Source organism: Streptomyces sp. NPDC006551, from assembly GCF_040611675.1.
GTDB lineage: Bacteria > Actinomycetota > Actinomycetes > Streptomycetales > Streptomycetaceae > Streptomyces.
This window is the reverse complement of the sequence record NZ_JBEXOT010000005.1, coordinates 79108-102000: the sequence shown is the minus strand read 5'-3', so window position 1 is coordinate 102000 and position 22893 is coordinate 79108. Positions and strand designations below refer to the sequence as shown.

The following is a 22893-nucleotide window of genomic DNA, read 5'->3' as shown; positions in this document are numbered from 1 at the left end:
GCATGACAAGTGTTCCTATCTTGGGAACAGGGCTCATCAATTTCGAGTTCTTCAAAATCCGCACTGGAAGTACCGCTGGGGGCCGCGACCTATTCGAGAAGATGATCCAGGACCTCGTCGATGTCAAATTTCCAGGCAGCTCAACGCTAGAGGCTAACCCCGGAGACTGGGGAATCGACGCATATGTTGGCACCCTCCTTGAGGGGGAGGCGAGCGTTTGGCAGTCGAAGTACTTCATTGATGGCTTCGGCGACAGCCAGAAGGACCAAGTACGGGACGCCTACGATCAGGCGCTGAAGTGTGCGAAGCGCGAGGGGTACACGCTTACGAGCTGGACGCTCTGCATCCCTATTGACCTCGACGGGCCGACGGAAAAGTGGTGGCTTGGCTGGAAGAAGAGGAAAGAGAAGGCTGATGGCGTAACCATTTTGCTTTGGAACGCCATGAGGCTCCGCCGCCTTCTGCAGTCGGAAGACGCGCGTGAAGTTCGCGAATACTATTTCACAGCAACAGCAACCGTTCCACCTCTTACCACTCGCCCTACTGTACCGCTCGACGACTACGACAAGTACGACGGAACTCTCTTCGTTCACCAAATGCATGAAGCCGGCATGATCGAGTGCGATGACGCAAAGGAGGAGTTCTTTAATGCCGAGATCCTTAGCCACGAGGTCACCGATAAAGGCGTGCCGGAAGAGCTCCAGATCCTTTCAGACGTTCGAGCAACCCATGCGTCCATCTGGGCTCAGCGATTCAATTCGGCGCTGCAGGCGACTGACGAGCGCAGGCTCATCGGCCTTTATGTAGAAGTGATGGACGCGATCCGCAGCTATCACCCAAACATTCCAGCAGAAATCAGATGCGGGATGGTGCATGCCTTCGGCATAATGCATCAACGCGTGAATGATGGCCGAGCCGGCTGGGTACGTGACTACAAGGCCGTGGCCGCTGCACATGCAAGATCGACAAAAGACCCGCAGGTAGTTGTGGCCCCTCCCCCCACACCTCCCACTGCGGTAGCAGAGCTAACTGAAGACCTAGCGAGCCCAGCAGCGGAAGACGGAGGCGTCTGAGATGGCAGCAGAACACGCTTCTTCCCTGGCTGTGAAAACGCAGCGTGGAGCTTACTTCCGACCGGAAGACGAGACGGAGTTCAGGCTGGCTCAGCTCATCATACTTCTGGAGATCACGAGCTCCAGCCGAATGACTTCCAGCATCGATCGAATCGGAGCGCTCGACTTCTTTTCAGCTAACCCGTTTCTAGTGATCGAGGAATCGGAAGCAGAGTTCCGCCACCTGGTGCTAGCAGGATTTTCTGTTAAACCCCTAACATATGCCTCGCCTGGCCATCGCTTTATCACTAGGCGAAGTCGGCTTCAGAACGATTTGGCCATGCTGGTGGCTTATGGACTCGCCAAACCCGGAGCTACAAACGGTCATCGCGTTTACACCATCACGGACACTGGCAGGGAAATCTCTGAGCAGCTAACGAGTGTATACGCGGACGCCTACCGAGAAAGCGCAAAGGTAGTGTCGAAGCGGATCGAGAAGGTTCCTGACACTAAATTGCAAGAAAAGTGTCGGGACTGGCTTAAAGCGGATCCAGCCATGATGGACCTCTACGATCTCTAGCGAGGATACTAATGCCGCCTACGTCTCACGGGCCAGCGCTCCGGCTTCTCGGCCTTCGTCTCCTTGGGTACCGAAAAAACTACACTGTCAACTTCACCGGCCAATCAGGTCAGCATCGCTCGCTTAGCGTAATCGCTGGGGAGATCAGCACGGGCAAGACTACGATCCTGGAGTTCATCGACTTCTGCCTGGGCAACTCAGCGCACCCGCAGCACCCCGAGATCGTAGAAAGCGTCAAGGCCGCCCAGCTTTCTATTGAGGTAGAAGTCCCGGTCCAGAGTGTAGCTGCACCAGAAATCGAAAGCACGGGACCGGATGCAGCTAGGCTCGGGTACTCGCGCCAGCGATACGTGATTCAACGCGGCGTTGAGGGATCGACGCGCGATGTTCTCATCTTCACCGGAGACTTCAATTCAATCGAATCTGTCGCACCGCGCTTGGTATCCGCAGATTCATCAAACGAAGACAGCCTGTCGAAATTCCTCCTGCAGCTTTGCGGACTCGATGGAATTCGACTTAAGGTTGCGCCGACTAAGCCTGACTCTGCTACTCATGCGCTTAGTTTTCGGGACCTCGCTCCACTGTGGTTTCTGAGTAACACTCGGTTGGACAACAAGAACCTCGCGTTCGAGCATCAGCCAATGAAGGCTCTCAAACTGAAGCAGGTTGTTGACCTGCTGTTTGATGTATTCGATGAGCACGGGGCGATTCTCTCCGGTCAGATCTCTGAGCTTCAGACTGAGCTCTCGTCTGAGCGGAGTGGCCTGAACGCGGTATGGAGATTCATTCGCGAGCAGGGTGTCCCTGACAACCCTATCGAACTGGAAGCACTGCAGTCCGATGCGAACAGAACCTATCTGCAGGCAACTCTAGCTCTTGATCGAGTTAACGATACTGCGCGCGAGCGCACAGCATTTGCAGAAGACGCCAGACGTCAATACCTGGACAAGGTGCAGGAGGCGCGCGAGAGTGAAAATTGGGCGCGTGAGCGCGAGACTCTGCTGAGGAGGCTTGCTCCACTCCGCGCCCAGTACTCGGATGATCTAAAGAAGCTGACCATGCTCAAGGAAGCAAAGCGGCTATTCGATCCTCTGAGCGTTTCCGTATGTCCTGCATGCGCTTCTCAGATTCCAAGCGCCGCCGTAGTAGACGGACAATGCTCGCTTTGCCGAACAGAGATTCCTCACCTGGAGCACTCTGCATTGCACGACAGGCCGACCTCAGCGCCGGCCATCGATGGCGACGCGCAGGAAGCGAAGGCTGATCACGGCCTCGATCCGTCCATCGAGCCCAGCGTAGATGTAGCAAAGGAGCTGAATAGCACAAAGCGGCGCCTTAAAGAACTCAACAACTACATCGCGTCCGTCGAGGCTGAGGCAATCGAGGCCCGGAAGGCCGTTGCCCAGCTGGATGCTGAAAGCACGGCGCTGCAACAGCGTTTGGATCAGTTGACTCGCGATGCGATCACGCCGCTGCTGGCTGAGCGTGATGCCGCTGCAGCTGCTGTATCCGAGGCTGAGAAGGTCCGGAATCAGATCTTCCAGCATCGGCGAATGCTTGAATCAGTTGGAGAGAAAGACCGCTCGGTGCAGGAACTCGCTGCGAGGCTCAGCGAACTGCGCCGGCGCCTGGCAGACTCCGAAGCTAACCAGCGGGGCCGTTCCACTGTTCTCCTGAACCTCTCAACACGGTTCTCTGAAATCCTGAAAAGCTTTGGTTACCCGAAGCTCTCAGATGCCTATTTGGACAAGAATCTCCTACCGCACGTTCGCGGTATTCGTTACGATCAAGTCGGCTCTTCGGGGGCAACGACTTTGATCTCCCTCGCCTGGGAACTAGCTATTTTCGAACTGTCCTACGAGGAGGGTCGCCGTCACCCCGGATTCCTCATGGTAGACAGCCCCCAAAAAAACCTCGCTCCAGAGGTTCAAACTGACTCAGGGGCAGCAGATCAGGGCGACGATGAGGGGTTCATTGGGGAGGCAATCGTCCGGCGGATTTACCGTCATTTGAACCTCTGGCTCAGCGGCCCTGGAGCGGGAGCTCAAGTCATCTTGGTGGACAACGTGCCGCCGCCTTCCGTCGAAGGGGACGTCGTCGCGCGTTATGGCGGCGCTGGAGGCCCGGCGCCTTATGGTCTTGTCGACGATGCCCCAGGGCAGTAGGTCGAGCGCTGCGCGTCTACCACCGCAGCCGCTCCGTCAGGGAAAGCACGTTCCTGACGGAGCAACTGCCTGGACGCCCTGCCTGGAGTGTGATGTGTAACACTTTCGCGGGTGGCGCTCGGGACCGTAAAGCGACACGTTGAAGCGTGCGTGGTGCACCTTGATGGTTGCCCTGAAGCACGCCAGAGAGACACGACATGTGTGGGACACGTCATGTGCCGCAACACGGTCAGTGGTCATCCCCCTGTCGGAACGGGCCGCCATTCGAGTCCGCCACCACGTTCGCGGGGACACCATGGCCGCCCCGCTCTTCCTGTTCCTCATGCCAACCCCCATAGGTGTGCGTGTGCGTGTGCGTTCGTGTTCGTGTTCGTGTTCGTCACGGTCGTCTCCGGCTTTCAGCGCCCCAGCAGCCCGGTCGCGAGACCGACCACGACCGGGGCCACCCCCACCGCCAGGAAGGCGGGCAGGAAGCACAGGCCCACGGGTGCGGTGATCAACACCTGTGCTCGCTGCGCCCGGGCGGCCGCATGACGGGCTCGCTCCGCCCGCAGCCCCGCCGCCTGCCGCGCGATCGCGTCCGCGGCGGGCGCCCCGGAGGAACCGGCCCGCTCCAGGCAACGGGCCAGCCCCTCGGCGCCCGGTATCGCGCCGAACCGACGCCATACCTCGGCCGGTTCACCGCCCAGGCGCAGCTCGGCCGCCGTCCGTATCAGCCGCTCGCCCACCGGCCCGCCCAGCGACCGTCCGACCGCCTCCGCCGCCTCACCCGGCCCGGCGCCGGCGGAGGCGCAGGCCGCCAGCAAGTCGGCGGCGAGCGGCAACTGGCGTGCCGCCTCCCCGTCGTCGCCCGCCATCGCCGCGCGGCGCGCGGACCGCCTGCGTACGGCATAGGCCGTCCCGATTCCCACCAGGCAGCCGACCGCCCCGCCGAACAGTGCCCAGCCGGCGACGGCGGCCGCGAAGGGCGCGGCCCACGTCCGCGACCAGGCCGGCAACCCGGCCCTCCGCGGTTGCCCGGGCACGAATCCGGCCTCCAGAAGGGCCGAGATCCGCTTCCGCGTCCGTCGCTCGCGCCGCCGGTCGGCCATCGCCCGGGCGGCCCACACCACCCAAGCGATCGCACCGACCACCACGGCCACCGACCCCGGCCCACGGACGAACTCCCCCATGACCCCGGCGTCCCCCATCGGCCCCGTCACATCCGCTCCCCTCCTCGTACGATCCGCACGGCCCAGCCGAGGCCGGCCGTCTCCAGGGCCACGCCGACCACCAGACAGCCCAGGCCCACCGGTGTGTGCAGCAGCACGTGCAGCGGACGCGCGCCGAGCGCCGTGCCGAGCGCGAGACCCACCACCGGGAGCACCGCCAGGACGGCCACGGTCGCCCAGGCACCCGCCAGCTGGGCCATCATCCGCTCGCGCTGGTCCCGGTGCTCACGCAACGCGGCCTCCAGCCGGTCGAGCCCCGCGGCCAGACCCGCCCCACCGTCCACCGCCACCTGCCAGCAGGCCGCCATCCCCGCCAGGCCGTCCGCCCCGTCCTGCCGGGCAGCCCTCCGCAGCGCCTCCGGCACGTCCCCGCCGAACCGGGCCGCCGCGAGCACCACGGCCTCCTCCCGCGGTCCCAGCGCCCCGCCCGCCCCCGCCTCGCCCAGGGCGGAGAGAAGCGCCTGCGCGGGCTGCCGCCCGGCTCTCAGCTCGGCGGCGACCGCCCCGCACAGGGCCACCACCCCGCCGGCCCGCTCCTCCCGCCGCCCCCGGAGCGCCGCCGCCCGCAGCCTCCGCCCCACCAGCGGCACCGCGACAGCCCCCGCCGCCAGCGGCAGCGGCGACTCCCCGAGGAGTGCGAGCACCACCGCCACCGGCAGACACAGCCACTCACGCCGGCCGCGCACCACGTCCCACCAGCGCGCGGCGACCGTCCGCCACGGCAGCGGCTCACGGTCCGGCTCCCCCGGCGCCGCCACACCCGCGAGCACCACCCGTGCCCTGCGCAGGCCCCGCTCGTGTTCGGCCAGCCGCCACATCGCGGCCCCTGCGCACAGGACGGCCGCGCCCTGCGCCAGAACCCACGGCTCCCTCACCACGCTTCACCCCCGATCAGCGACCGCAGCCGCTCCCAGCCCCGCTCCCGCTCGAACCCGCCCGCTCCCCACCGCAGCGCGGGCACCGTCACCACCAACCCGTCCCGGTCCCGTTCGAGGACATGCACCTCGGCGATCCGCCGCCGCCCCGCCCGGTCCCGTACGAGATGGAGCACCACCGAGAGCCCGGCACCCAACTGGCTGTGCAGCGCGGCCCGGTCGAGGCCGGCCGCTGTCCCGAGCGCTTCGAGCCGGGCCGGGACGTCCGCCGCCGTGTTGGCGTGGACGGTCCCGCACCCGCCTTCGTGGCCCGTGTTCAGAGCGGCCAGCAGATCGATCGCCTCCCCTCCCCGTACCTCACCGACCACCAGCCGGTCGGGCCGCATCCGCAGCGCCTGCCGGACCAGGTCCCGCAGGGTCACCAGGCCGGCGCCCTCCTGGTTGGCCGGCCGGGCCTCCAGCCGCACCACATGCGGATGGTCGGGCCGCAGTTCGGCCGAGTCCTCGGCGAGCACGATGCGCTCCCGGTCGCCCACCAGGCCGAGCAGGGTGGAAAGCAGAGTGGTCTTGCCCGAGCCCGTGCCGCCGCTGATCAGGTACGAGACCCTGGCGTCGATCAGCGCCCGCAGCACGCGCTCACCGCCAGGCGGGACGGTGCCCGCCACGGTCAACTCCCCCACGGAGAAAGCCCTCGGCCGCACCACCCGGAGCGACAGGCAGGTGGAGCCGACCGCGACCGGCGGCAGCACGGCGTGCATCCGCGTGCCGTCCGGCAGCCGGGCGTCCACCCACGGCCGGGCGTCGTCCAGGCGCCGTCCGGCCACCGCCGCGAGGCGCTGCGCCAGCCGTCGTACCGCCGCCGCGTCCGGAAACGCGACGCCGGTGCGTTCGAGGCCGGCGCCCCGATCGACCCAGACCCGGTCGGGAGCCGACACCAGCACGTCGGTGACCGCCGGGTCGGCGAGCAGCGGTTCCAGAGGCCCCGTGCCGACCAGCTCGCAGCGCAACGCCTCGGCCGCGCCCAGGACTTCGGTGTCGCCGAGCAGCCGCCCCTGGGCCCGCAGCGCCGCCGCCACCCGAGCCGGTGTCGGTTCGGCCCCGCTCTCCGCGAGTCGCTGCCGCACGGCCTCCAGCAGACCGGCGCCGCCCGTGGCCCGCTCCGCGCCGCTCATGACGCGCTCTCCGCGGCCAGCGCCCGCTCCCAGAACTCGCCGCAGAACCGGCCCAGCGGCCCTCGCGCCTCGGCACCCGGCGGCGAGCCCGCGTCCAGGGCCGCCGGGAGGGCCGCGTCGTGCGGGAGCTCTCCGGCGAGCGGCAGCCGCAGCGCGTCCGCGACCCAGCGCTCGTCGAGCCCCGCCGCGTACGGCCCACGCACGACCACGCGCAGATCCCGAAGCACCATGCCCACGAGGGACGCGACCCGGTGGGCCGCCGCGACGGCCCGCAGCTCACCCGGTACGACGAGAAGGCCGAGGTCGAGCTGGGCCAGGGCCTCCGTGACCGCCTCGTCGACCCGGCGGGGAAGATCCACCACGACCACGCCGCCCCTTCTGCGTGCCGCGGCGAGCACCGAGCGCATCGCCTCGGGCGGCACGAGGACCGAGTCGCCGCGGTCCCAGCTGAGCACGCGCAGCCCGCGCACCGACGGCAGTGACTCCTCCAGGGCGCCACCGGCCACCCGCCCTTGTGAGGCGGCGAAGTCGGGCCAGCGTCGGCCCTCCGTCCGCTCGCCGCCGAGCAGGACGTCGAGTCCCCCGCCGAGCGGGTCTCCGTCGACGAGCAGGGTGCGCCGACCGGTCCTGGCGGCCGCCAGGGCGAGGGCGCAGGCCAGCGTCGACGCGCCCGCCCCGCCGCGGCCGCCGATGACGCCGACGGTCAGCGCCTGCCGTCCGACGCCCTCGACTCCGTCGGCGATCCGGTCGACCAGCCAGCTCTCCGCGTCGGGCAGTCGCAGCACGCACTCCGCGCCGATCTCGACGGCCCGCCGCCATACCTCGGGGTCGTCCTGGTCGTGGCCGACAAGGATCACGCCCGGGCGGCGCGCGGCCCCACGGCAGCGGGCCGCCGCGTCGTCGCCGACCAGGACGAGCGGAGCCTCGGCCCAGCCTGCGCGCCGCTCCGGCACCGTGTGGTGCACCTCGGGCTCGGCTCCCGCCGCGGCACACAGCCGGAGCAGGTCGTCGAGGAGCGCGAGGTCCTCGGTCACGATCAGCGGCCCCGCCCGGCGCCCTTCCTCCGTGGTCCCTCCACCGGTCGTACGAGAGGAGGCCGAGGGGGTCGAGGAGTTCGAGAAGGCCGAAGAGGCCGAGGAAGCCGAAGAGCTCGAAGGGGCAGAGGGGCCTCCGGGCTCCGAGGCACTTGAAGACCCCACGGACCGCCAATGCCTCGAAGGCCGCCAAGACCTGGAAGACCGCGTGGACCCGAAAGTCCCGTTCGTCATGGATCCCGCCACAGCACACGCCCCCTGTCGGTGTGATCCCGTCCGCGCCGGTGGCGGGGACGGGATCGCTGATTCCCGCTGTCCGCGAACTTCGCGGCAGGAATCACCGTGGCGCCGTACGAGAAATCGTGGGGATCTTCCTCAAAAACTGTGGATAACTCAGGCGTTGTGAATATCCCCGTGCCCCATACCGGTGCTTCCCGGAGAGCATCGCGGCAGTTACAGTGAGTGACCAATCGAGGCGGTGCGGCTTCACGGCCGCCCGGCCGACACGAGCGACCGCGAGGGAGAGGGAATGGACGTCCGAGGGACGAAAACGCGTCCGGACATGCGACGACCCCCGCCGGGGGGGAGAGCGGGGGTCGTCTCTCCGGCCGACTCGGGGGGGGAGGAGCCGGACCGGGTTAGCACGGTCGCGAACGATCCGTGACTTCCATGGTGTACCCGAGAGCCTTCTCAGGCAAACCCACACGCCCGAGCGTACGCCGAATGGCTGGCACATATGCTCAGGCTCGTGGAAAACCACTCCTTGCCGCGCACAGCCGCCTTCTTTGACCTGGACAAGACGGTCATTGCGAAGTCCTCGACGCTGACCTTCAGCAAGTCCTTCTACCAAGGCGGACTGATCAACCGCCGCGCCGTCCTGCGGACGGCCTACATCCAGTTCGTCTACCTCGTGGGTGGCGCCGACCATGACCAGATGGAGCGGATGCGCGAATATCTTTCCGCGCTCTGCAAAGGCTGGAACGTCTCACAGGTCAAGGAGCTCGTCGCCGAGACCCTGCACGACCTGATCGACCCCCTCATCTACGACGAGGCGGCCTCCCTCATCGAGGAGCACCACGCCGCGGGGCGTGACGTCGTGATCGTCTCGACCTCCGGAGCCGAGGTCGTCGAGCCGATCGGCGAGATGCTGGGCGCGGACCGGGTCGTCGCGACCCGCATGGTCGTCGGCGACGACGGCTGCTTCACCGGCGAGGTGGAGTACTACGCCTACGGCCCCACCAAGGCGGAGGCGATCCGGGAGCTCGCGGAGTCCGAGGGGTACGACCTCTCACGCTGTTACGCCTACAGCGATTCGGCGACCGACGTACCGATGCTCGACGTGGTCGGCCACCCCTACGCCGTCAATCCCGACCGGACGCTGCGCCGCGAGGCCGTCGCCCGGGACTGGCCGATCCTGATCTTCGAGAAGCCGGTCCGGCTCAAGCAGCGACTGCCCGGGTTCAGGATGCCACCGAGGCCCGCGCTCGTCGCCGCCGCGGCGGTGGGCGCGGCCGCCGCGACCGCCGGTCTCGTCTGGTACGCCAACCGCCGGCGGCACGCCGCTCTTGCCGATCGCTTTGCCCGAATTTGAGCTGAAAGCAAAGAAGTGGAGCCAGCACTTTCCCTTCCACTCCGACAGGAGTAGAAAGGAATCAGGCCCGCGAGACCTAGGACATCCGAGAGGATCACCTGTTGAGCAAGAAGGCCCCACGGACCGAGCACTGAAGCCGAGCACCCACGCGACGTCGACCCGTCGATTACGGGCCAGCCGCACCAGGCGAAGGGCGAAGATCCCCGCCTGATGGGCACATATCGAGGACGCTTGGTAACTCGGCAGACGTGCCAGCGGCGGTACCAGTACTGGTACCGCCGCAACCCTTTTCCGGAGAACTCCCGCCTCAGGCGGCGCCCCGCTGGAGCGCCTCGCACACCGCCGTCGACTCCCGCACCCCCAGCTCGACCGCCCTCCCGCAGTGGGCGATCCACGCCGCCATGCCCTCCGGCGTCCCGGACAGATACCCCTCGAACGCCGCGACATAGGCGGCGCGGCCCTGCTCCGCGTGTCCGACCTCGGCCGGGCAGATCGACTTGGGGTCCAGACCGCTGCCGATCAGCACGATCCGCTCGGCGGCTCGCGCGATCAGTCCGTTGTACGAGGTGAAGGGGCGCAGCGCGAGCAGTTCGCCGTGCACCACGGCCGCCGTCACCAGCGCCGGGGCCGTACCGCCCGCGATGATCAGCTCCGAGAGCCCGTCGAGCCGGCCCGCGACCTCCGCCGGGTCCGGCAGCGGCGCCTCGATCAGCGGCTCGTCGACGGTCTCACCGGCCTGCCGCGGCCTGCCGACGGAGTCGACCTCGCCCCCCGAGCGGCCGGATTCACCCGCGGCCACCAGGTGGAGCCGGGCGAGCACCCTGAGCGGGGACTGGCGCCAGATCGAGAGCAGCTGGCCGGCCTCGGCGCTCAGTCGCAGGGCCGCGCCCACCGTGCGCGCCTCGGCGTCCCCGCTGAAGTCGGTGCGCCGGCGGACCTCCTCGAGGGCCCAGTCGGCTCCGGACAGCGCGGCCGAGCCGCGCGCCCCGCGCAGCGCCGCCTCGGAGGTGATCTCGTTGCTGCGGCGCCGCATCACTCGGTGGCCGTAGACGCGGTCCACGGCCTTGCGTACGGAGTCCACCGAGTCGGCGACGCCCGGCAGGGAGCCGAGGGCGGCCAGGGGGTCAGAGGCGTGCGTACTCATAGGTAGCGAGGCTACGCGCCCGGGACCGCCGCCCCACGTTGGAGTGGTCTTCTTCACGCCCCTTGACCACTACGTGCGATCATGGCACTACGCTAGGTGAACATGAAGATCGCTTTCGTAGGGAAGGGCGGCAGCGGCAAGACCACGCTGTCCTCGCTCTTCATCCGCCATCTCGCCGCAAATGAAGCCCATGTCGTCGCGGTGGACGCCGACATCAACCAGCATCTGGGGGCCGCGCTGGGTCTCGACGAGACGGAGGCGGCGGCGCTGCCGGCGCTGGGCGCGCACCTGCCGCTGATCAAGGAGTATCTGCGCGGCTCCAACCCCCGGATCGCCTCCGCCGACACGATGATCAAGACCACGCCCCCCGGGGAGGGCTCGCGGCTGCTGCGGGTCCGCGAGGACAACCCGGTGTACGAGGCGTGCGCCCGGACCGTACGCCTGGACGACGGCGACATCCGGCTGATGACGACGGGCCCGTTCACCGAGTCGGACCTCGGGGTGGCCTGCTACCACTCGAAGGTCGGCGCGGTGGAGCTGTGCCTGAACCATCTGGTCGACGGGCAGGACGAGTACGTCGTCGTCGACATGACGGCGGGCTCCGACTCGTTCGCCTCGGGGATGTTCACCCGCTTCGACATGACCTTCCTGGTCGCCGAGCCGACCCGCAAGGGCGTCTCCGTCTACCGCCAGTACAAGGAGTACGCGCGGGACTTCGGGGTCGCGCTCAAGGTCGTCGGCAACAAGGTGCAGGGCCAGGACGACCTGGACTTCCTGCGCGCCGAGGTGGGGGACGACCTGCTGGTGACGGTCGGCCACTCGGACTGGGTCCGCGCGATGGAGAAGGGCCGCCCGCCCCGCTTCGAACTCCTGGAGGCGGACAACCGGATGGCCCTGCAGGCCCTCCAGGACGCGGCGGACGATTCGTACGCCCACCGCGACTGGGAGCGTTACACGCGGCAGATGGTCCACTTCCACCTGAAGAACGCGGAGAGCTGGGGCAACGCGAAGACCGGAGCCGACCTGGCCGCGCAGGTCGACCCGGAGTTCGTGTTGAGCGAAGGACTCGGCGCCGCTCAGCCCGCCTAGATCGTGTCCGGCGGAGCAGGGCCCGGGCGGGCCGGACCCGCGTCAGTTCTGCTTGGCGGCCGGCCGCGCCGGTGACGAGGGGGCCGCCGGGCGCGACGGCTGGGGGGCCAGGAAGGTCGTCCAGCCGCCCTGCGGCGCCTCGCCGACCTTCAGGGTCCGCAGTTTGGCGAGGACCGCCGGGTCCTGGGCGTCCAGCCAGTCCGCGAGCTGCCGGAAGGACACGCACTTCACGTCCTTCTGGACGCAGACCGTGGCGATCGTCTGCTCGATGGCTCGCATGTACGTGCCGCCGTTCCACGACTCGAAGTGGTTGCCGATGATCAGCGGCGCCCGGTTGCCGTGGTACGAGCGGTTGAACGCCTGCACCAGGCCGTCGCGCATCTGGTTGCCCCAGTACTCGTGCTTGGACGGGTCGCCCTGGGTCGTACCGGACTGGTTCACCAGGAAGTTGTAGTCCATCGACAGCGTCTGGAAGGCGCGGCCGGGGACCGGGACCAGCTGCATCGACAGGTCCCACAGACCGTGGTCCTTCTTGGGCCAGATCTGGTCGTTGACGCCGCTGGTGTCGTAGCGGAAGCCCAGGTCGCTCGCCGCGCGGACGAAGTTGTCGCGGCCCTCCAGGCACGGCGTCCGGGCGCCGACCAGCTCCTTGTCGTAGTCGAACGGCAGGGGCTGCTCGGCGGTCAGGCCGGAGTTCGTCTTCCAGTTCTTCACGAAGGACTTGGCCTGCCGGATCTCGCTCTTCCAGTCCTCGACGGACCAGTTGCCGACACCGCCCTCCTTGCCGCAGAAGTGGCCGTTGAAGTGCGTGCCGACCTCGTTGCCCTCCAGCCAGGCTCCGCGCAGTTCGCGGACGGTGTCACGGATGCCCTGGGTGTCGTTGAAGCCGATGTCCGAGCGTCCGGCGGCGTGCTGCGGCGGTTCGTACAGCTTGCGCTTCTCCTCGGGCAGCAGATACACCCCGCTGAGGAAGTACGTCATGGTCGCGTCGTACTTCTTGCCCACCTTGCGGAAGTGGGAGAAGAGCCGCTGGCTGTCCTCGCCGGCGCCGTCCCAGGAGAACACGACGAACTGCGGCGGCCGCTGACCCGGCTTCAGCCGCTGCCAGGTGGGCTGGTGGGGCTGGGCGCCGGTGAAGGCGGTCGACCCGTCGCCGATCAGGCGCACCGCGTTCTGCGGCGCCGCCCTGGGGCCCTTCTTGGCGCCTGGAGCGCCCCCGGGGGCGTCCTCGGAACCCGAGCATCCGGCGAGGCCGGCGATCAGGGCGACGGCGAGGGCGCCGACGGCGAGCACCCTCCCGCGGACGGTGCCCCCTGCCCTGACAGGGCTCTCGGCAGTCCCTCTCCCGGCGGTCGTTCTCCCGACGGCGTTCATCCGCCCACCTCTCCTCGGTCCGTACGAGCGTCCTCTGCGAGCGGCGCCAACGTCGCACCACGGCCACCGGGAAGATGAAACGACAAGCGGCACTCCGCCGACTTATCACCGGAACCGGTGAATCATTGCCCTGTTTGCCCCGAAAATAATGCCGCAGTCTTTACTCTGCATTACGATCCATTTACCGAGCGTTGATACTCGCCCCGACGATCCACGCCCCACATCCCGCCGCTGCACGCCGTGACCCACGGCCGCGACCCCCAAGTTCGAGCCGCGACCGCGCCGCCCCGGAGGAGACGGGAACATGACTCTCTGCACACCCGACCGCACGCCCGACCGCACCGCACCCAGCCCTCGCTTCCAGCGACCCCACAGCCCGCCGGGCGGCGGCCGCCGCTTCCGTATCGCGGGCGCCGACCTGTCGGCGTCCATCTCCGTCTTCCTGATCGCGCTGCCCCTCTCCCTGGGCATCGCGCTCGCCACCGGAGCACCCCTCCAGGCCGGCCTGGTGGCCGCCGCCGTCGGCGGCATCGTCGTCGGCCGCCTCGGGGGCGCGCCGCTCCAGGTCAGCGGGCCCGCCGCCGGACTCACGGTGGTCACCGCCGAGCTCATCCAGATCTACGGCTGGCGCACCACCTGCGCCATCACCGTCCTCGCCGGCCTCACCCAACTGGGGCTCGCCGCCTTGAGGGTGGCCCGCTCCGCCCTCGCCGTGTCGCCTGCCATCGTCCACGGCATGCTCGCCGGCATCGGCGTCACCATCGCTCTCGCCCAGCTCCACATCGTGCTCGGCGGCAGCCCCCAGAGCTCCGTCGTGGACAACGTCCTCGGACTGCCCGACCAGTTGGCCGACCTCCATCCCGTGGGGCTCTCGCTCAGCCTCCTCACCATCGCCGTCCTCCTGCTGTGGCCCAAGCTGCCCGGCCGGGCGGGGCGGCTCCTGCGGAAGCTCCCGGCCGCGCTCGCCGCGGTGGCCCTGGCGACGGCCGTCGCAGCGTTCGCGGGACTCTCCGTTCCGCGCGTCGACCTGCCCTCCTGGAGCAGCCACGCCCTGCCCGGCCTGCCCGAAGGTCCGGTCCTCGGCGTCGCGGCCGGGGTATTGACGATCACCCTGGTCACCAGCGTCCAGTCGCTGCTCTCGGCCGTCGCCGTCGACAAGCTGGTGGCCTCCCGCCCCGACCGGGGGCACGGCGTCCCCCGCTCGGACCTCGACCGCGAACTCGCCGGCCAGGGAGCGGCGAACATCGTCTCGGGAGCGCTCGGAGGACTGCCGGTCGCGGGCGTCGCCGTCCGCAGCACCGCCAATGTGTCGGCGGGCGCGATCAGCCGCGACTCGACCATGCTGCACGGACTGTGGGTCGTGCTCGCCTCCCTCTTCCTCGTCCCCGTCATCGACCTGATCCCACTGCCCGCGCTCGCCGCGCTCGTCATGGTCGTCGGCATCCAGATGGTGAGCATCACCCACATTCGCAGCGTCACCCGCCATCGCGAAGTCCTCGTGTATGGAGTGACGTTGAGCGCCGTGGTGCTCATCGGAATCCTGGAGGGCGTCGCTCTCGGGATCGCCGTGGCCACCGCCGTCGCCATGGGACGCCTCGCCAAGACCCGCGTCACCGGCGAGGAACAGGACGGATGCCACGTGGTGCGCGTGCGCGGCCAGTTGACCTTCCTCGCCGTTCCCCGGCTGAGCCGGGCGTTGCACCAGGTGCCCCAGGGAAGCCAGGTGGTCGTCGAGCTGGACGGTTCCTTCATGGACCACGCCGCCTACGAGACGCTGCACGACTGGCAGGCCACCCACGTCCGCAACGGCGGCACGGTGGAGATGGCCGGCCCCTCCGGTGCCCGGATCACCGAGCCCGCCGACGAGCCGCATGCCTGCTGCCGGCCCTGGACCCCCTGGCGCAACCACCACTGCGGCAGCCAGGGCGAACAGCCCGCCGACGAGACCCGGCGCACCACCGGGGAGCAACTGGCGAGCGGGATCGGCAAGTTCCAGCGCAACACCGCCCCGCTGGTACGCGACGAGCTCGCCCGCCTCGCCCGCGAGGGCCAGAGCCCCTCGCAGCTCTTCCTCACCTGCGCCGACTCCCGGCTCGTCACGAGCATGATCACCTCCAGCGGTCCCGGCGACCTGTTCACCGTCCGGAACGTCGGCAACCTCGTTCCGCTGCCCGGCGAGGAGAGCGGGGACGACTCGGTCGCGGCGGCCATCGAGTACGCGGTGGAGGTGCTACGGGTCGACTCGATCACCGTGTGCGGGCACTCCGGCTGCGGCGCGATGCAGGCCCTCCTCAACAGCGGGCCGGACGCCCCGCAGACCCCGCTGCGCCGCTGGCTGCGCCACGGCCTGCCCAGCCTGGAGCGGATGGCGAGCCGCAAGCACGCCTGGGCCCGGATCTCCGGACGGCTGCCCGCCGACGCCGTCGAACAGCTCTGTCTGACCAACGTGATCCAACAGTTGGAGCATCTGCGGGCGTACGAGTCGGTGGCACGGCGGCTGGCCGACGGCACCCTGACGCTGCACGGGATGTACTTCCACGTCGGGGAGGCACAGGCGTATCTACTGGCCGACTCCGACGAGCCGCACGGCTACGACGACGTCTTCGACCTGGTGCCGCCCACCGCCTTGGAGGAAGCCCGCGCGTCGTGAACCTTCCTGAACCCGAGTCCTGAACCCGGGCCTGAACCCGAGTCCGGAGCCCGAATCGGGAGCCGGAATCCGGAGCCCGAGTCCGGAGTCCGACTCCTGAACCCGGCTCCCGAATCGCCTCGCGAACCGCCTCCGGAACGTGTCCCGAACCGCCGTGAACCTTCACGGGCGCCCGTCCGTGAGTGTGTGTGGCCCCTTCTCCCCGCCGCCCGGGGAGAAGGGGCCACCTCACGCCCGCCACCCTATAGGTCTAAACCAATTTTCTGGAGACCCTTGTCACCCGGGCCTCGGACTGATGAGCTATGACGCGGGACACATAGGCACATAGGACGCCCTGGGAAAGGGAGATGTCGTGAGCAACGAAAGCCTGGCCAACCTGCTCAAGGAAGAGCGGCGGTTCGCGCCGCCGACCGGGCTGGCCGCGCACGCCAACGTGACGGCGGAGGCGTACGAGCAGGCCGCGGCGGACAGGCTTGGCTTCTGGGCCGAGCAGGCGAGGCGGCTCACCTGGGCCACCGAGCCGACCGAGACCCTCGACTGGTCGAACCCGCCGTTCGCCAAGTGGTTCGCCGACGGCGAGCTCAACGTGGCGTACAACTGCGTCGACCGCCATGTCGAGGCGGGCAACGGCGACCGGGTCGCCATCCACTTCGAGGGCGAGCCGGGCGACAGCCGCGCCATCACCTACGCCGAGCTCAAGGACGAGGTCTCCCGGGCCGCCAACGCCCTGACCGAGCTGGGCGTCCGCAAGGGCGACCGGGTCGCCGTCTACCTCCCGATGATCCCCGAGGCCGCCATCACCATGCTGGCCTGCGCCCGCATCGGCGCCGCGCACTCGGTGGTCTTCGGCGGCTTCTCCGCCGACGCCGTCGCCTCCCGCATCCAGGACGCCGACGCCAAGCTCGTCGTCACCGCCGACGGCGGCTACCGCCGGGGCAAGCCGTCCGCGCTCAAGCCCGCCATCGACGAGGCCGTCGCCAAGTGCCCGCAGGTCGAGCACGTCCTCGTGGTCCGCCGCACCGGCCAGTCCCTCGAAGAGGCGGGAAGCACCTTCACCGAGGGCCGCGACGTGTGGTGGCACGACATCGTCGCCCGCCAGTCCGCCGAGCACACGCCGGAGCCGTTCGAGGCCGAGCACCCGCTCTTCATCCTCTACACCTCCGGTACGACCGGTAAGCCGAAGGGCATCCTGCACACCTCCGGCGGCTATCTGACCCAGGCCGCGTACACGCACCACGCCGTCTTCGACCTCAAGCCGGAGACCGACGTCTACTGGTGCACCGCCGACATCGGCTGGGTGACCGGACACTCGTACATCGTCTACGGCCCGCTGGCCAACGGCGCGACGCAGGTCATGTACGAGGGCACGCCCGACACCCCGCACCAGGGCCGGTTCTGGGAGATCGTCCAGAAGTACGGCGTGACGATCCTCTACACCGCCCCGACGGCGATCCGTACGTTCATGAAGTGGGGAGACGACATCCCCGCCAAGTTCGACCTCTCCAGCCTCCGTGTCCTCGGCTCGGTCGGCGAGCCGATCAACCCCGAGGCGTGGATCTGGTACCGCGAGCACATCGGTGCGGGCAAGACCCCGATCGTGGACACCTGGTGGCAGACCGAGACCGGCGCGATGATGATCTCGCCGCTGCCGGGCGTCACCCACACCAAGCCGGGCTCGGCCCAGCGCGCCCTCCCGGGCATCTCCGCGACCGTCGTCGACGACGAGGCGAACGAGGTGCCGAACGGCGGTGGCGGCTATCTGGTCCTCACCGAGCCGTGGCCGTCGATGCTCCGCACCATCTGGGGCGACGACCAGCGGTTCATCGACACGTACTGGTCGCGCTTCGAGGGCAAGTACTTCGCCGGCGACGGCGCGAAGAAGGACGAGGACGGCGACATCTGGCTGCTCGGCCGGGTCGACGACGTCATGCTCGTCTCCGGGCACAACATCTCCACCACCGAGGTCGAGTCGGCGCTCGTCTCGCACCCGTCCGTCGCCGAGGCGGCGGTGGTCGGCGCCGCGGACGAGACGACCGGACAGGCCATCGTCGCCTTCGTCATCCTGCGCGGTACGGCGAGCGAGACCGACGGCCTGGTCGCGGAGCTGCGCAACCACGTGGGCGCGACGCTCGGGCCGATCGCGAAGCCGAAGCGGATCCTGCCGGTGCAGGAGCTGCCCAAGACGCGATCGGGCAAGATCATGCGGCGGCTGCTGCGAGACGTCGCCGAGAACCGGGAGCTGGGGGACGTCACCACGCTGACCGACTCCTCGGTCATGGCGCTGATCCAGACGAAGCTGCCGAGCGCGTCCAGCGAGGACTGAGCTTTCAGGGCCAGGAGGGCGCCCACTCCCGGTCACCCGGGGTGGGCGCCTTCGCCTGTCCACAGCGGGCCGGACGGGCTGTTTGCACCTACCGTGATGATCACCGGACACCACCCGGGCTCGTTAGGTAAAGTAAAGAATGCGTCAGTGACGCGACAAGGAAACCTAGGTGCGCCGGGAAGTCTGGTCGGCATGTGCTTCGTGCTGCCCAACCGACCGGAGGCCCTCCACCGTGCCCGCGCCCACTCGCACCCCCACCGACCGTAAGTTCCTCGGCCTGCCGTCGCTTCCCGAGCGGCGGTTCATCGCCGACGCGCTGCGCGCAGAGACCGTCGGTGGCGTGCTGCTGCTCCTCGCCGCGGTCGCCGCGCTCGTCTGGGCCAACAGCCCCCTCAGTGCCGGCTACGAATCCGTACGGGACTTCCACATCGGCCCCGCGGCTCTCGGCCTCGACCTGTCCATCGAGCACTGGGCGGCCGACGGACTCCTCGCGGTCTTCTTCTTCGTCGCCGGCATCGAGCTCAAGCGCGAGCTCGTCGCGGGCGAGCTGCGCGACCCCAAGGCAGCCGCGCTCCCGGTGATCGCCGCGCTCTGCGGCATGGCCGCGCCCGCCCTCGTCTACGCTCTGACGAACGCCGTCGGCGGCGGCTCGATGGACGGCTGGGCCGTACCCACCGCCACCGACATCGCCTTCGCGCTCGCCGTGCTCGCCGTCATCGGCACGTCCCTGCCGTCCGCCCTCCGCGCGTTCCTGCTGACGCTCGCCGTCGTCGACGACCTGTTCGCGATCCTGATCATCGCGGTCTTCCTCACCAGCGATCTGAACTTCGCCGCCCTCGGCGGCGCCTTCGCCGGACTCGTCGTCTTCTGGCTGCTGCTGCGCACGGGGGTCCGCGGCTGGTACGTGTACGTCCCGCTCGCCCTGGTCATCTGGGGCCTGATGTACAACAGCGGCGTCCACGCCACCATCGCCGGTGTCGCCATGGGCCTGATGCTGCGCTGCAGCCGGCGGGACGGCGAGAAGCACTCCCCCGGCGAGCACATCGAGCACCTGGTCCGTCCCCTCTCCGCCGGTCTGGCCGTGCCGCTGTTCGCCCTGTTCTCGGCCGGGGTCGCCGTCACCGGGAAATCGATCGGCGACGTCTTCACCCAGCCGGTCACCCTCGGTGTCGTCCTCGGTCTGGTGGTCGGCAAGGCGGTCGGCATCTTCGGCGGTACGTGGCTCGCCGCCCGCTTCACCAAGGCGGAGCTCAACCCGGACCTGGCCTGGCCGGACGTGTTCGCCGTCGCCACCCTCGCCGGAATCGGCTTCACCGTCTCCCTGCTCATCGGCGAGCTGGCCTTCGAGGGCGACGCGGCCCTGACCGACGAGGTCAAGGCCGCCGTCCTGATCGGCTCCCTGATCGCGGCCGTACTGGCGACGTTCCTGCTCAAACTGCGGGTACGGAAGTACGAGGCGCTGCTCGCCGACGAGGAGCGCGACGAGGACGAGGACGGCATCCCGGACGTGTACGAACAGCACGACCCGGAGTACCACCTCCGGATGGCCGCGATCCACGAGAGGAAGGCCGCGGAACATCGCGAGAAGGCGCGACTGGCGGGGGCACCGCGCGATGACGCCGACAGTCCGGCATGATCTGAGGTCGGACCGTCGAAGAGAAAAGGGAGCAGCGATGAGCGACCCGGTCAACGGAGCCGAGCGCAGCCTCGGCCAGCTGGTCGCCTCGGCGACCGCCGAGATGTCCGCGCTGGTGCACGACGAGATCGCGCTGGCGAAGGCCGAGATCCGACAGGACGTCAAGCGCGGCGTCATCGGCGGCGCCGCCGGCGGGGCGGCGGCCGCGGTGCTGCTGTTCTCGCTGCCGATGCTGAGTTTCGCGCTCACCTACGGCATCCAGGCATGGAGCGGCTGGCACATCTCGGTCTGCTTCCTGCTCTCCTTCGCGGCGAACGTGCTGCTGGCAGGGCTGCTCGGGCTGATCGCCTACGCCAAGTTCAAGAAGGTCAAGCCGCCGGAGAAGTCCATCGCCTCGGCCAAGCAGACGGCCGCGGTGCTGCAGAACGTCAAGCCGCACCCCCGCCCCGAAGGAGCGGTCCTGCCGGGCACGGTCCAGGAGAAGCCCGCGATTGTGGGACGCTCGTCTGCATGACCGTCCCTGAGAGCAGCAACGGCAGCGGCACCACCGGCAGCCCCGTACGGATCGATGGGCCCTGGACCCACCGGGACGTGGCCGCCAATGGCGCGCGCTTCCACATCGCGGAGATGGGCGACGGCCCGCTCGTGTTGCTGCTGCACGGTTTTCCGCAGTTCTGGTGGACCTGGCGCCATCAGCTGCCCGCCCTCGCCGACGCCGGCTTCCGGGCCGTGGCGATGGACCTGCGGGGCGTGGGCGGCAGCGACCGTACGCCGAGGGGCTACGACCCCGCCAACCTGGCGCTCGACATCACCGGCGTCGTCCGCTCCCTCGGGGAGCCGGACGCGGCGCTGGTCGGGCACGACCTGGGCGGCTATCTCGCCTGGACGGCGGCGGTCATGCGCCCGAAGCTGGTGCGCCGGCTCGCGGTCTCCTCGATGCCGCACCCGCGCCGCTGGCGGTCGGCGATGCTCTCCGACTTCTCGCAGTCGCGGGCCGGTTCGTACGTGTGGGGCTTCCAGCGCCCCTGGCTGCCGGAGCGTCAGCTCGTGGCCGACGAGGGGGCGCTGGTGGGCCGGCTGATCCAGGACTGGTCGGGCCCGGGGCTGCCGGACGAGGAGGCGATCGAGGTGTACCGGCGGGCGATGTGCATCCCGTCGACGGCGCACTGCTCGATCGAGCCCTACCGCTGGATGGTCCGCTCGCTGGCGCGGCCGGACGGAATCCAGTTCAACCGGCGTATGAAGCGCCCGGTGCGGGTACCCACGCTGCATCTGCACGGTTCCATGGACCCGGCGATGCGGACGCGCAGCGCGGCGGGCTCGGGCGAGTACGTGGAGGCGCCCTACCGCTGGCGGCTCTTCGACGGCCTGGGGCACTTCCCGCACGAAGAGGACCCGGTGGCGTTCTCGACGGAGCTCATCAACTGGCTCAAGGACCCCGAACCCGACCGCTGATCCGGCGAACGTGCTTCCGTCCCCCGAACGCCAATTGCCTCGCGCATACTCCAATTGGCGGGCTCCGGGGCGGTTACCGACCTTGGGCCCCGGGCACACGTCGGGGTATGGGCTGGACGTACGACTACGGTGACACAGCACGCAACCGCCGCTCGGCCGCTGGGCCGGGCTCTCTGGAGAGGAGCGGCCCTCAGGACCCGGGCCGCCGCTCCCATGCCGCGCAGGACGACATCGGGATCCCGCGCATCCTGCGCCGCCGGGCCCGCTGGGTGTCGGCCAGGCTCCGGCACACCCGCGACTGAGCACCCGCGTCCGTCCGGCTACAGCGCGCAGCCCCGGCTGTCGACCTGCTGGTTGGCCGTGCGGCCCTGGGCGATGTCGTCCCGGATCTCGTCCACCGTCAGTGCGTAGCCGGTGTTCGGGTCATCGAGCGAGCGGGCGAAGATCACGCCGGACACCTCTCCGTTCTCGGTGAGCAGCGGGCCGCCGGAGTTGCCCTGACGGACCGTCGCGTACAGGGAGTACACGTCCCTGCGCACCTCGCCGTGCTGGTAGATGTCCGGTCCGTTGGCGTTGATACGGCCCCGGACGCGCGCCGAGCGCACGTCGTACGAGCCGTTCTCCGGGAAGCCGGCGACGATCGCACTGTCGCCGCTGCGGGCGTCCTCATCGGTGAACCGCAGAGGCTCGGCGTCCAGGTCCGGCACGTCCAGTACGGCGATGTCGCGCTGCCAGTCGTAGAGGACGACCTTCGCGTCGTACAGCCTGCCCTCGCCCCCGATCTGGACGGTGGGCTCGTCGACGCCGCCGACGACGTGGGCGTTGGTCATGACCCGGCGGTCGGAGAAGACGAAGCCGGTGCCTTCGAGGACCTTGCCGCAGCTGGTCGCCGTACCGACGACCTTGACGATGGAGCGCTGGGCGCGGGCGGCGACCGGGCTGCCGGCGAGCGCCGGGTCCGGCGGCCGTACCTCGGTGATGGGCTCGTTGGCGAAGGGGCTGAAGACCGGCGGGAAGCCGTTCTGGGCGAGCGTGGAGGTGAAGTCGGAGAACCAGGCGGACGCCTGATCGGGCATCACGCGCTCGACACCGAGCAGCACCTTGGAACCGCGCACCTCCTTGCCCAGCGTGGGCATGGCGGTGCGCGCGAGCGCGGAGCCGAGCAGCCAGGCGACCAGCAGCATCGCCACCACGTTGACGAGCGCGCCGCCGGTCGCGTCCAGGGCGCGCGCGGGTGACCAGGTGATGTGCCGGCGCAGCTTGTTGCCGAGGTGGGTGGTGAACGCCTGGCCGACGGAGGCGCAGACGATGACGACGATCACGAAGAGGATGGTCGCCGTGGTGGTGACCTCCGAGTTGTCCGTCAGCTGCTTCCAGAGGACCGGGAGCAGGAAGACGGCCACGAGACCGCCGCCGAGGAAGCCGATCACCGACAGGATGCCGACCACGAATCCCTGGCGGTAGCCGATGATCGCGAACCACACGGCGGCGAGCAGCAACAGGATGTCCAGCACGTTCACCGTCAATAGCCTCGCAGATTCG

At 69.0% G+C, this 22893-nt stretch carries 18 protein-coding genes; 11 read left to right on the top strand and 7 right to left on the bottom strand.

Annotation, left to right across the window (positions count from 1 at the left end; translation table 11 throughout):
* Positions 1-2 precede the first annotated feature (2 nt).
* From ABZY12_RS07980 to ABZY12_RS07970, 3 genes are read left to right on the top strand one after another with little or no spacing between them, the layout of a single operon-like run.
* Positions 3-1073: a serine/threonine protein kinase gene (locus ABZY12_RS07980; protein ID WP_356888326.1), complete on the top strand. Its 1071-nt coding sequence runs from the start codon at positions 3-5 to the stop codon at positions 1071-1073.
* 1 nt (position 1074) lies between these two features.
* The gene (locus ABZY12_RS07975; RefSeq protein ID WP_356888324.1) at positions 1075-1632 is read left to right on the top strand and encodes an ABC-three component system middle component 2; all 558 of its coding nucleotides are present in this window, start codon (positions 1075-1077) and stop codon (positions 1630-1632) included.
* 11 nt (positions 1633-1643) lie between these two features.
* A complete protein-coding gene (locus ABZY12_RS07970; RefSeq protein WP_356888322.1) occupies positions 1644-3797 on the top strand; it encodes a hypothetical protein in 2154 nt (717 codons plus the stop codon).
* Positions 3798-4195: 398 nt separating this feature from the next.
* Here the strand turns inward: ABZY12_RS07970 and ABZY12_RS07965 are convergent, their stop codons facing one another.
* The 4 genes from ABZY12_RS07965 to ssd are packed head-to-tail and all read right to left on the bottom strand — an operon-like array spanning position 4196 to position 8095.
* Positions 4196-4987: a type II secretion system F family protein gene (locus ABZY12_RS07965; protein WP_356888583.1), complete on the bottom strand. Its 792-nt coding sequence runs from the start codon at positions 4985-4987 to the stop codon at positions 4196-4198.
* An 8-nt stretch (positions 4988-4995) separates the two neighbouring features.
* Positions 4996-5826, bottom strand: a complete 831-nt coding sequence (locus ABZY12_RS07960) for a type II secretion system F family protein (RefSeq protein ID WP_356888582.1) — start codon at positions 5824-5826, stop codon at positions 4996-4998.
* Positions 5827-5879: 53 nt separating this feature from the next.
* On the bottom strand, positions 5880-7055 hold the full coding sequence (locus tag ABZY12_RS07955) for a TadA family conjugal transfer-associated ATPase (protein ID WP_356888320.1): 1176 nt from the start codon (positions 7053-7055) through the stop codon (positions 5880-5882).
* Positions 7052-8095, bottom strand: coding sequence for a septum site-determining protein Ssd (gene ssd / locus ABZY12_RS07950; protein ID WP_356888581.1), 1044 nt, complete (start codon positions 8093-8095; stop codon positions 7052-7054). Before ssd ends, ABZY12_RS07955 begins: the two co-directional genes overlap by 4 nt.
* Before the next feature lie 730 nt (positions 8096-8825).
* Here ssd and ABZY12_RS07945 point away from each other — a divergent pair.
* Positions 8826-9680 (top strand): HAD-IB family hydrolase, encoded by an 855-nt coding sequence (locus ABZY12_RS07945; protein ID WP_356888318.1) that lies wholly within the window; start codon positions 8826-8828, stop codon positions 9678-9680.
* 307 nt (positions 9681-9987) lie between these two features.
* Here the strand turns inward: ABZY12_RS07945 and ABZY12_RS07940 are convergent, their stop codons facing one another.
* Positions 9988-10824: an oxidoreductase gene (locus ABZY12_RS07940; RefSeq protein ID WP_356888316.1), complete on the bottom strand. Its 837-nt coding sequence runs from the start codon at positions 10822-10824 to the stop codon at positions 9988-9990.
* Between the two features lie 102 nt (positions 10825-10926).
* On the opposite strand from ABZY12_RS07940, the gene ABZY12_RS07935 reads away from it, so the two are divergent.
* Entirely contained in the window at positions 10927-11913 is a 987-nt protein-coding gene (locus ABZY12_RS07935) for an ATP-binding protein (protein ID WP_356888314.1), read from the top strand.
* 42 nt (positions 11914-11955) lie between these two features.
* On the opposite strand, the gene ABZY12_RS07930 is transcribed toward ABZY12_RS07935, so the two are convergent.
* Entirely contained in the window at positions 11956-13206 is a 1251-nt protein-coding gene (locus ABZY12_RS07930; RefSeq protein ID WP_356888312.1) for a hypothetical protein, read from the bottom strand.
* A gap of 385 nt (positions 13207-13591) precedes the next feature.
* On the opposite strand from ABZY12_RS07930, the gene ABZY12_RS07925 reads away from it, so the two are divergent.
* From ABZY12_RS07925 to ABZY12_RS07900, 6 genes are all read left to right on the top strand, one after another.
* Entirely contained in the window at positions 13592-15937 is a 2346-nt protein-coding gene (locus tag ABZY12_RS07925) for a bifunctional SulP family inorganic anion transporter/carbonic anhydrase (RefSeq protein ID WP_356888310.1), read from the top strand.
* Between the two features lie 352 nt (positions 15938-16289).
* On the top strand, positions 16290-18260 hold the full coding sequence (acs, locus tag ABZY12_RS07920; protein ID WP_356888308.1) for an acetate--CoA ligase: 1971 nt from the start codon (positions 16290-16292) through the stop codon (positions 18258-18260).
* 232 nt (positions 18261-18492) lie between these two features.
* Entirely contained in the window at positions 18493-19896 is a 1404-nt protein-coding gene (gene nhaA / locus ABZY12_RS07915) for a Na+/H+ antiporter NhaA (RefSeq protein WP_356888306.1), read from the top strand.
* 37 nt (positions 19897-19933) lie between these two features.
* On the top strand, positions 19934-20410 hold the full coding sequence (locus ABZY12_RS07910) for a phage holin family protein (RefSeq protein ID WP_356888304.1): 477 nt from the start codon (positions 19934-19936) through the stop codon (positions 20408-20410).
* Positions 20407-21351 carry an alpha/beta hydrolase gene (locus ABZY12_RS07905; RefSeq protein ID WP_356888302.1) on the top strand — a complete coding sequence of 315 codons (945 nt, stop codon included), beginning with the start codon at positions 20407-20409 and terminating at the stop codon, positions 21349-21351. Before ABZY12_RS07910 ends, ABZY12_RS07905 begins: the two co-directional genes overlap by 4 nt.
* 107 nt (positions 21352-21458) lie before the next feature.
* Positions 21459-21653, top strand: coding sequence for a hypothetical protein (locus ABZY12_RS07900; RefSeq protein ID WP_356888300.1), 195 nt, complete (start codon positions 21459-21461; stop codon positions 21651-21653).
* 18 nt (positions 21654-21671) lie between these two features.
* On the opposite strand, the gene ABZY12_RS07895 is transcribed toward ABZY12_RS07900, so the two are convergent.
* Positions 21672-22871, bottom strand: a complete 1200-nt coding sequence (locus ABZY12_RS07895) for a MarP family serine protease (protein WP_356888298.1) — start codon at positions 22869-22871, stop codon at positions 21672-21674.
* Positions 22872-22893: the final 22 nt, after the last annotated feature.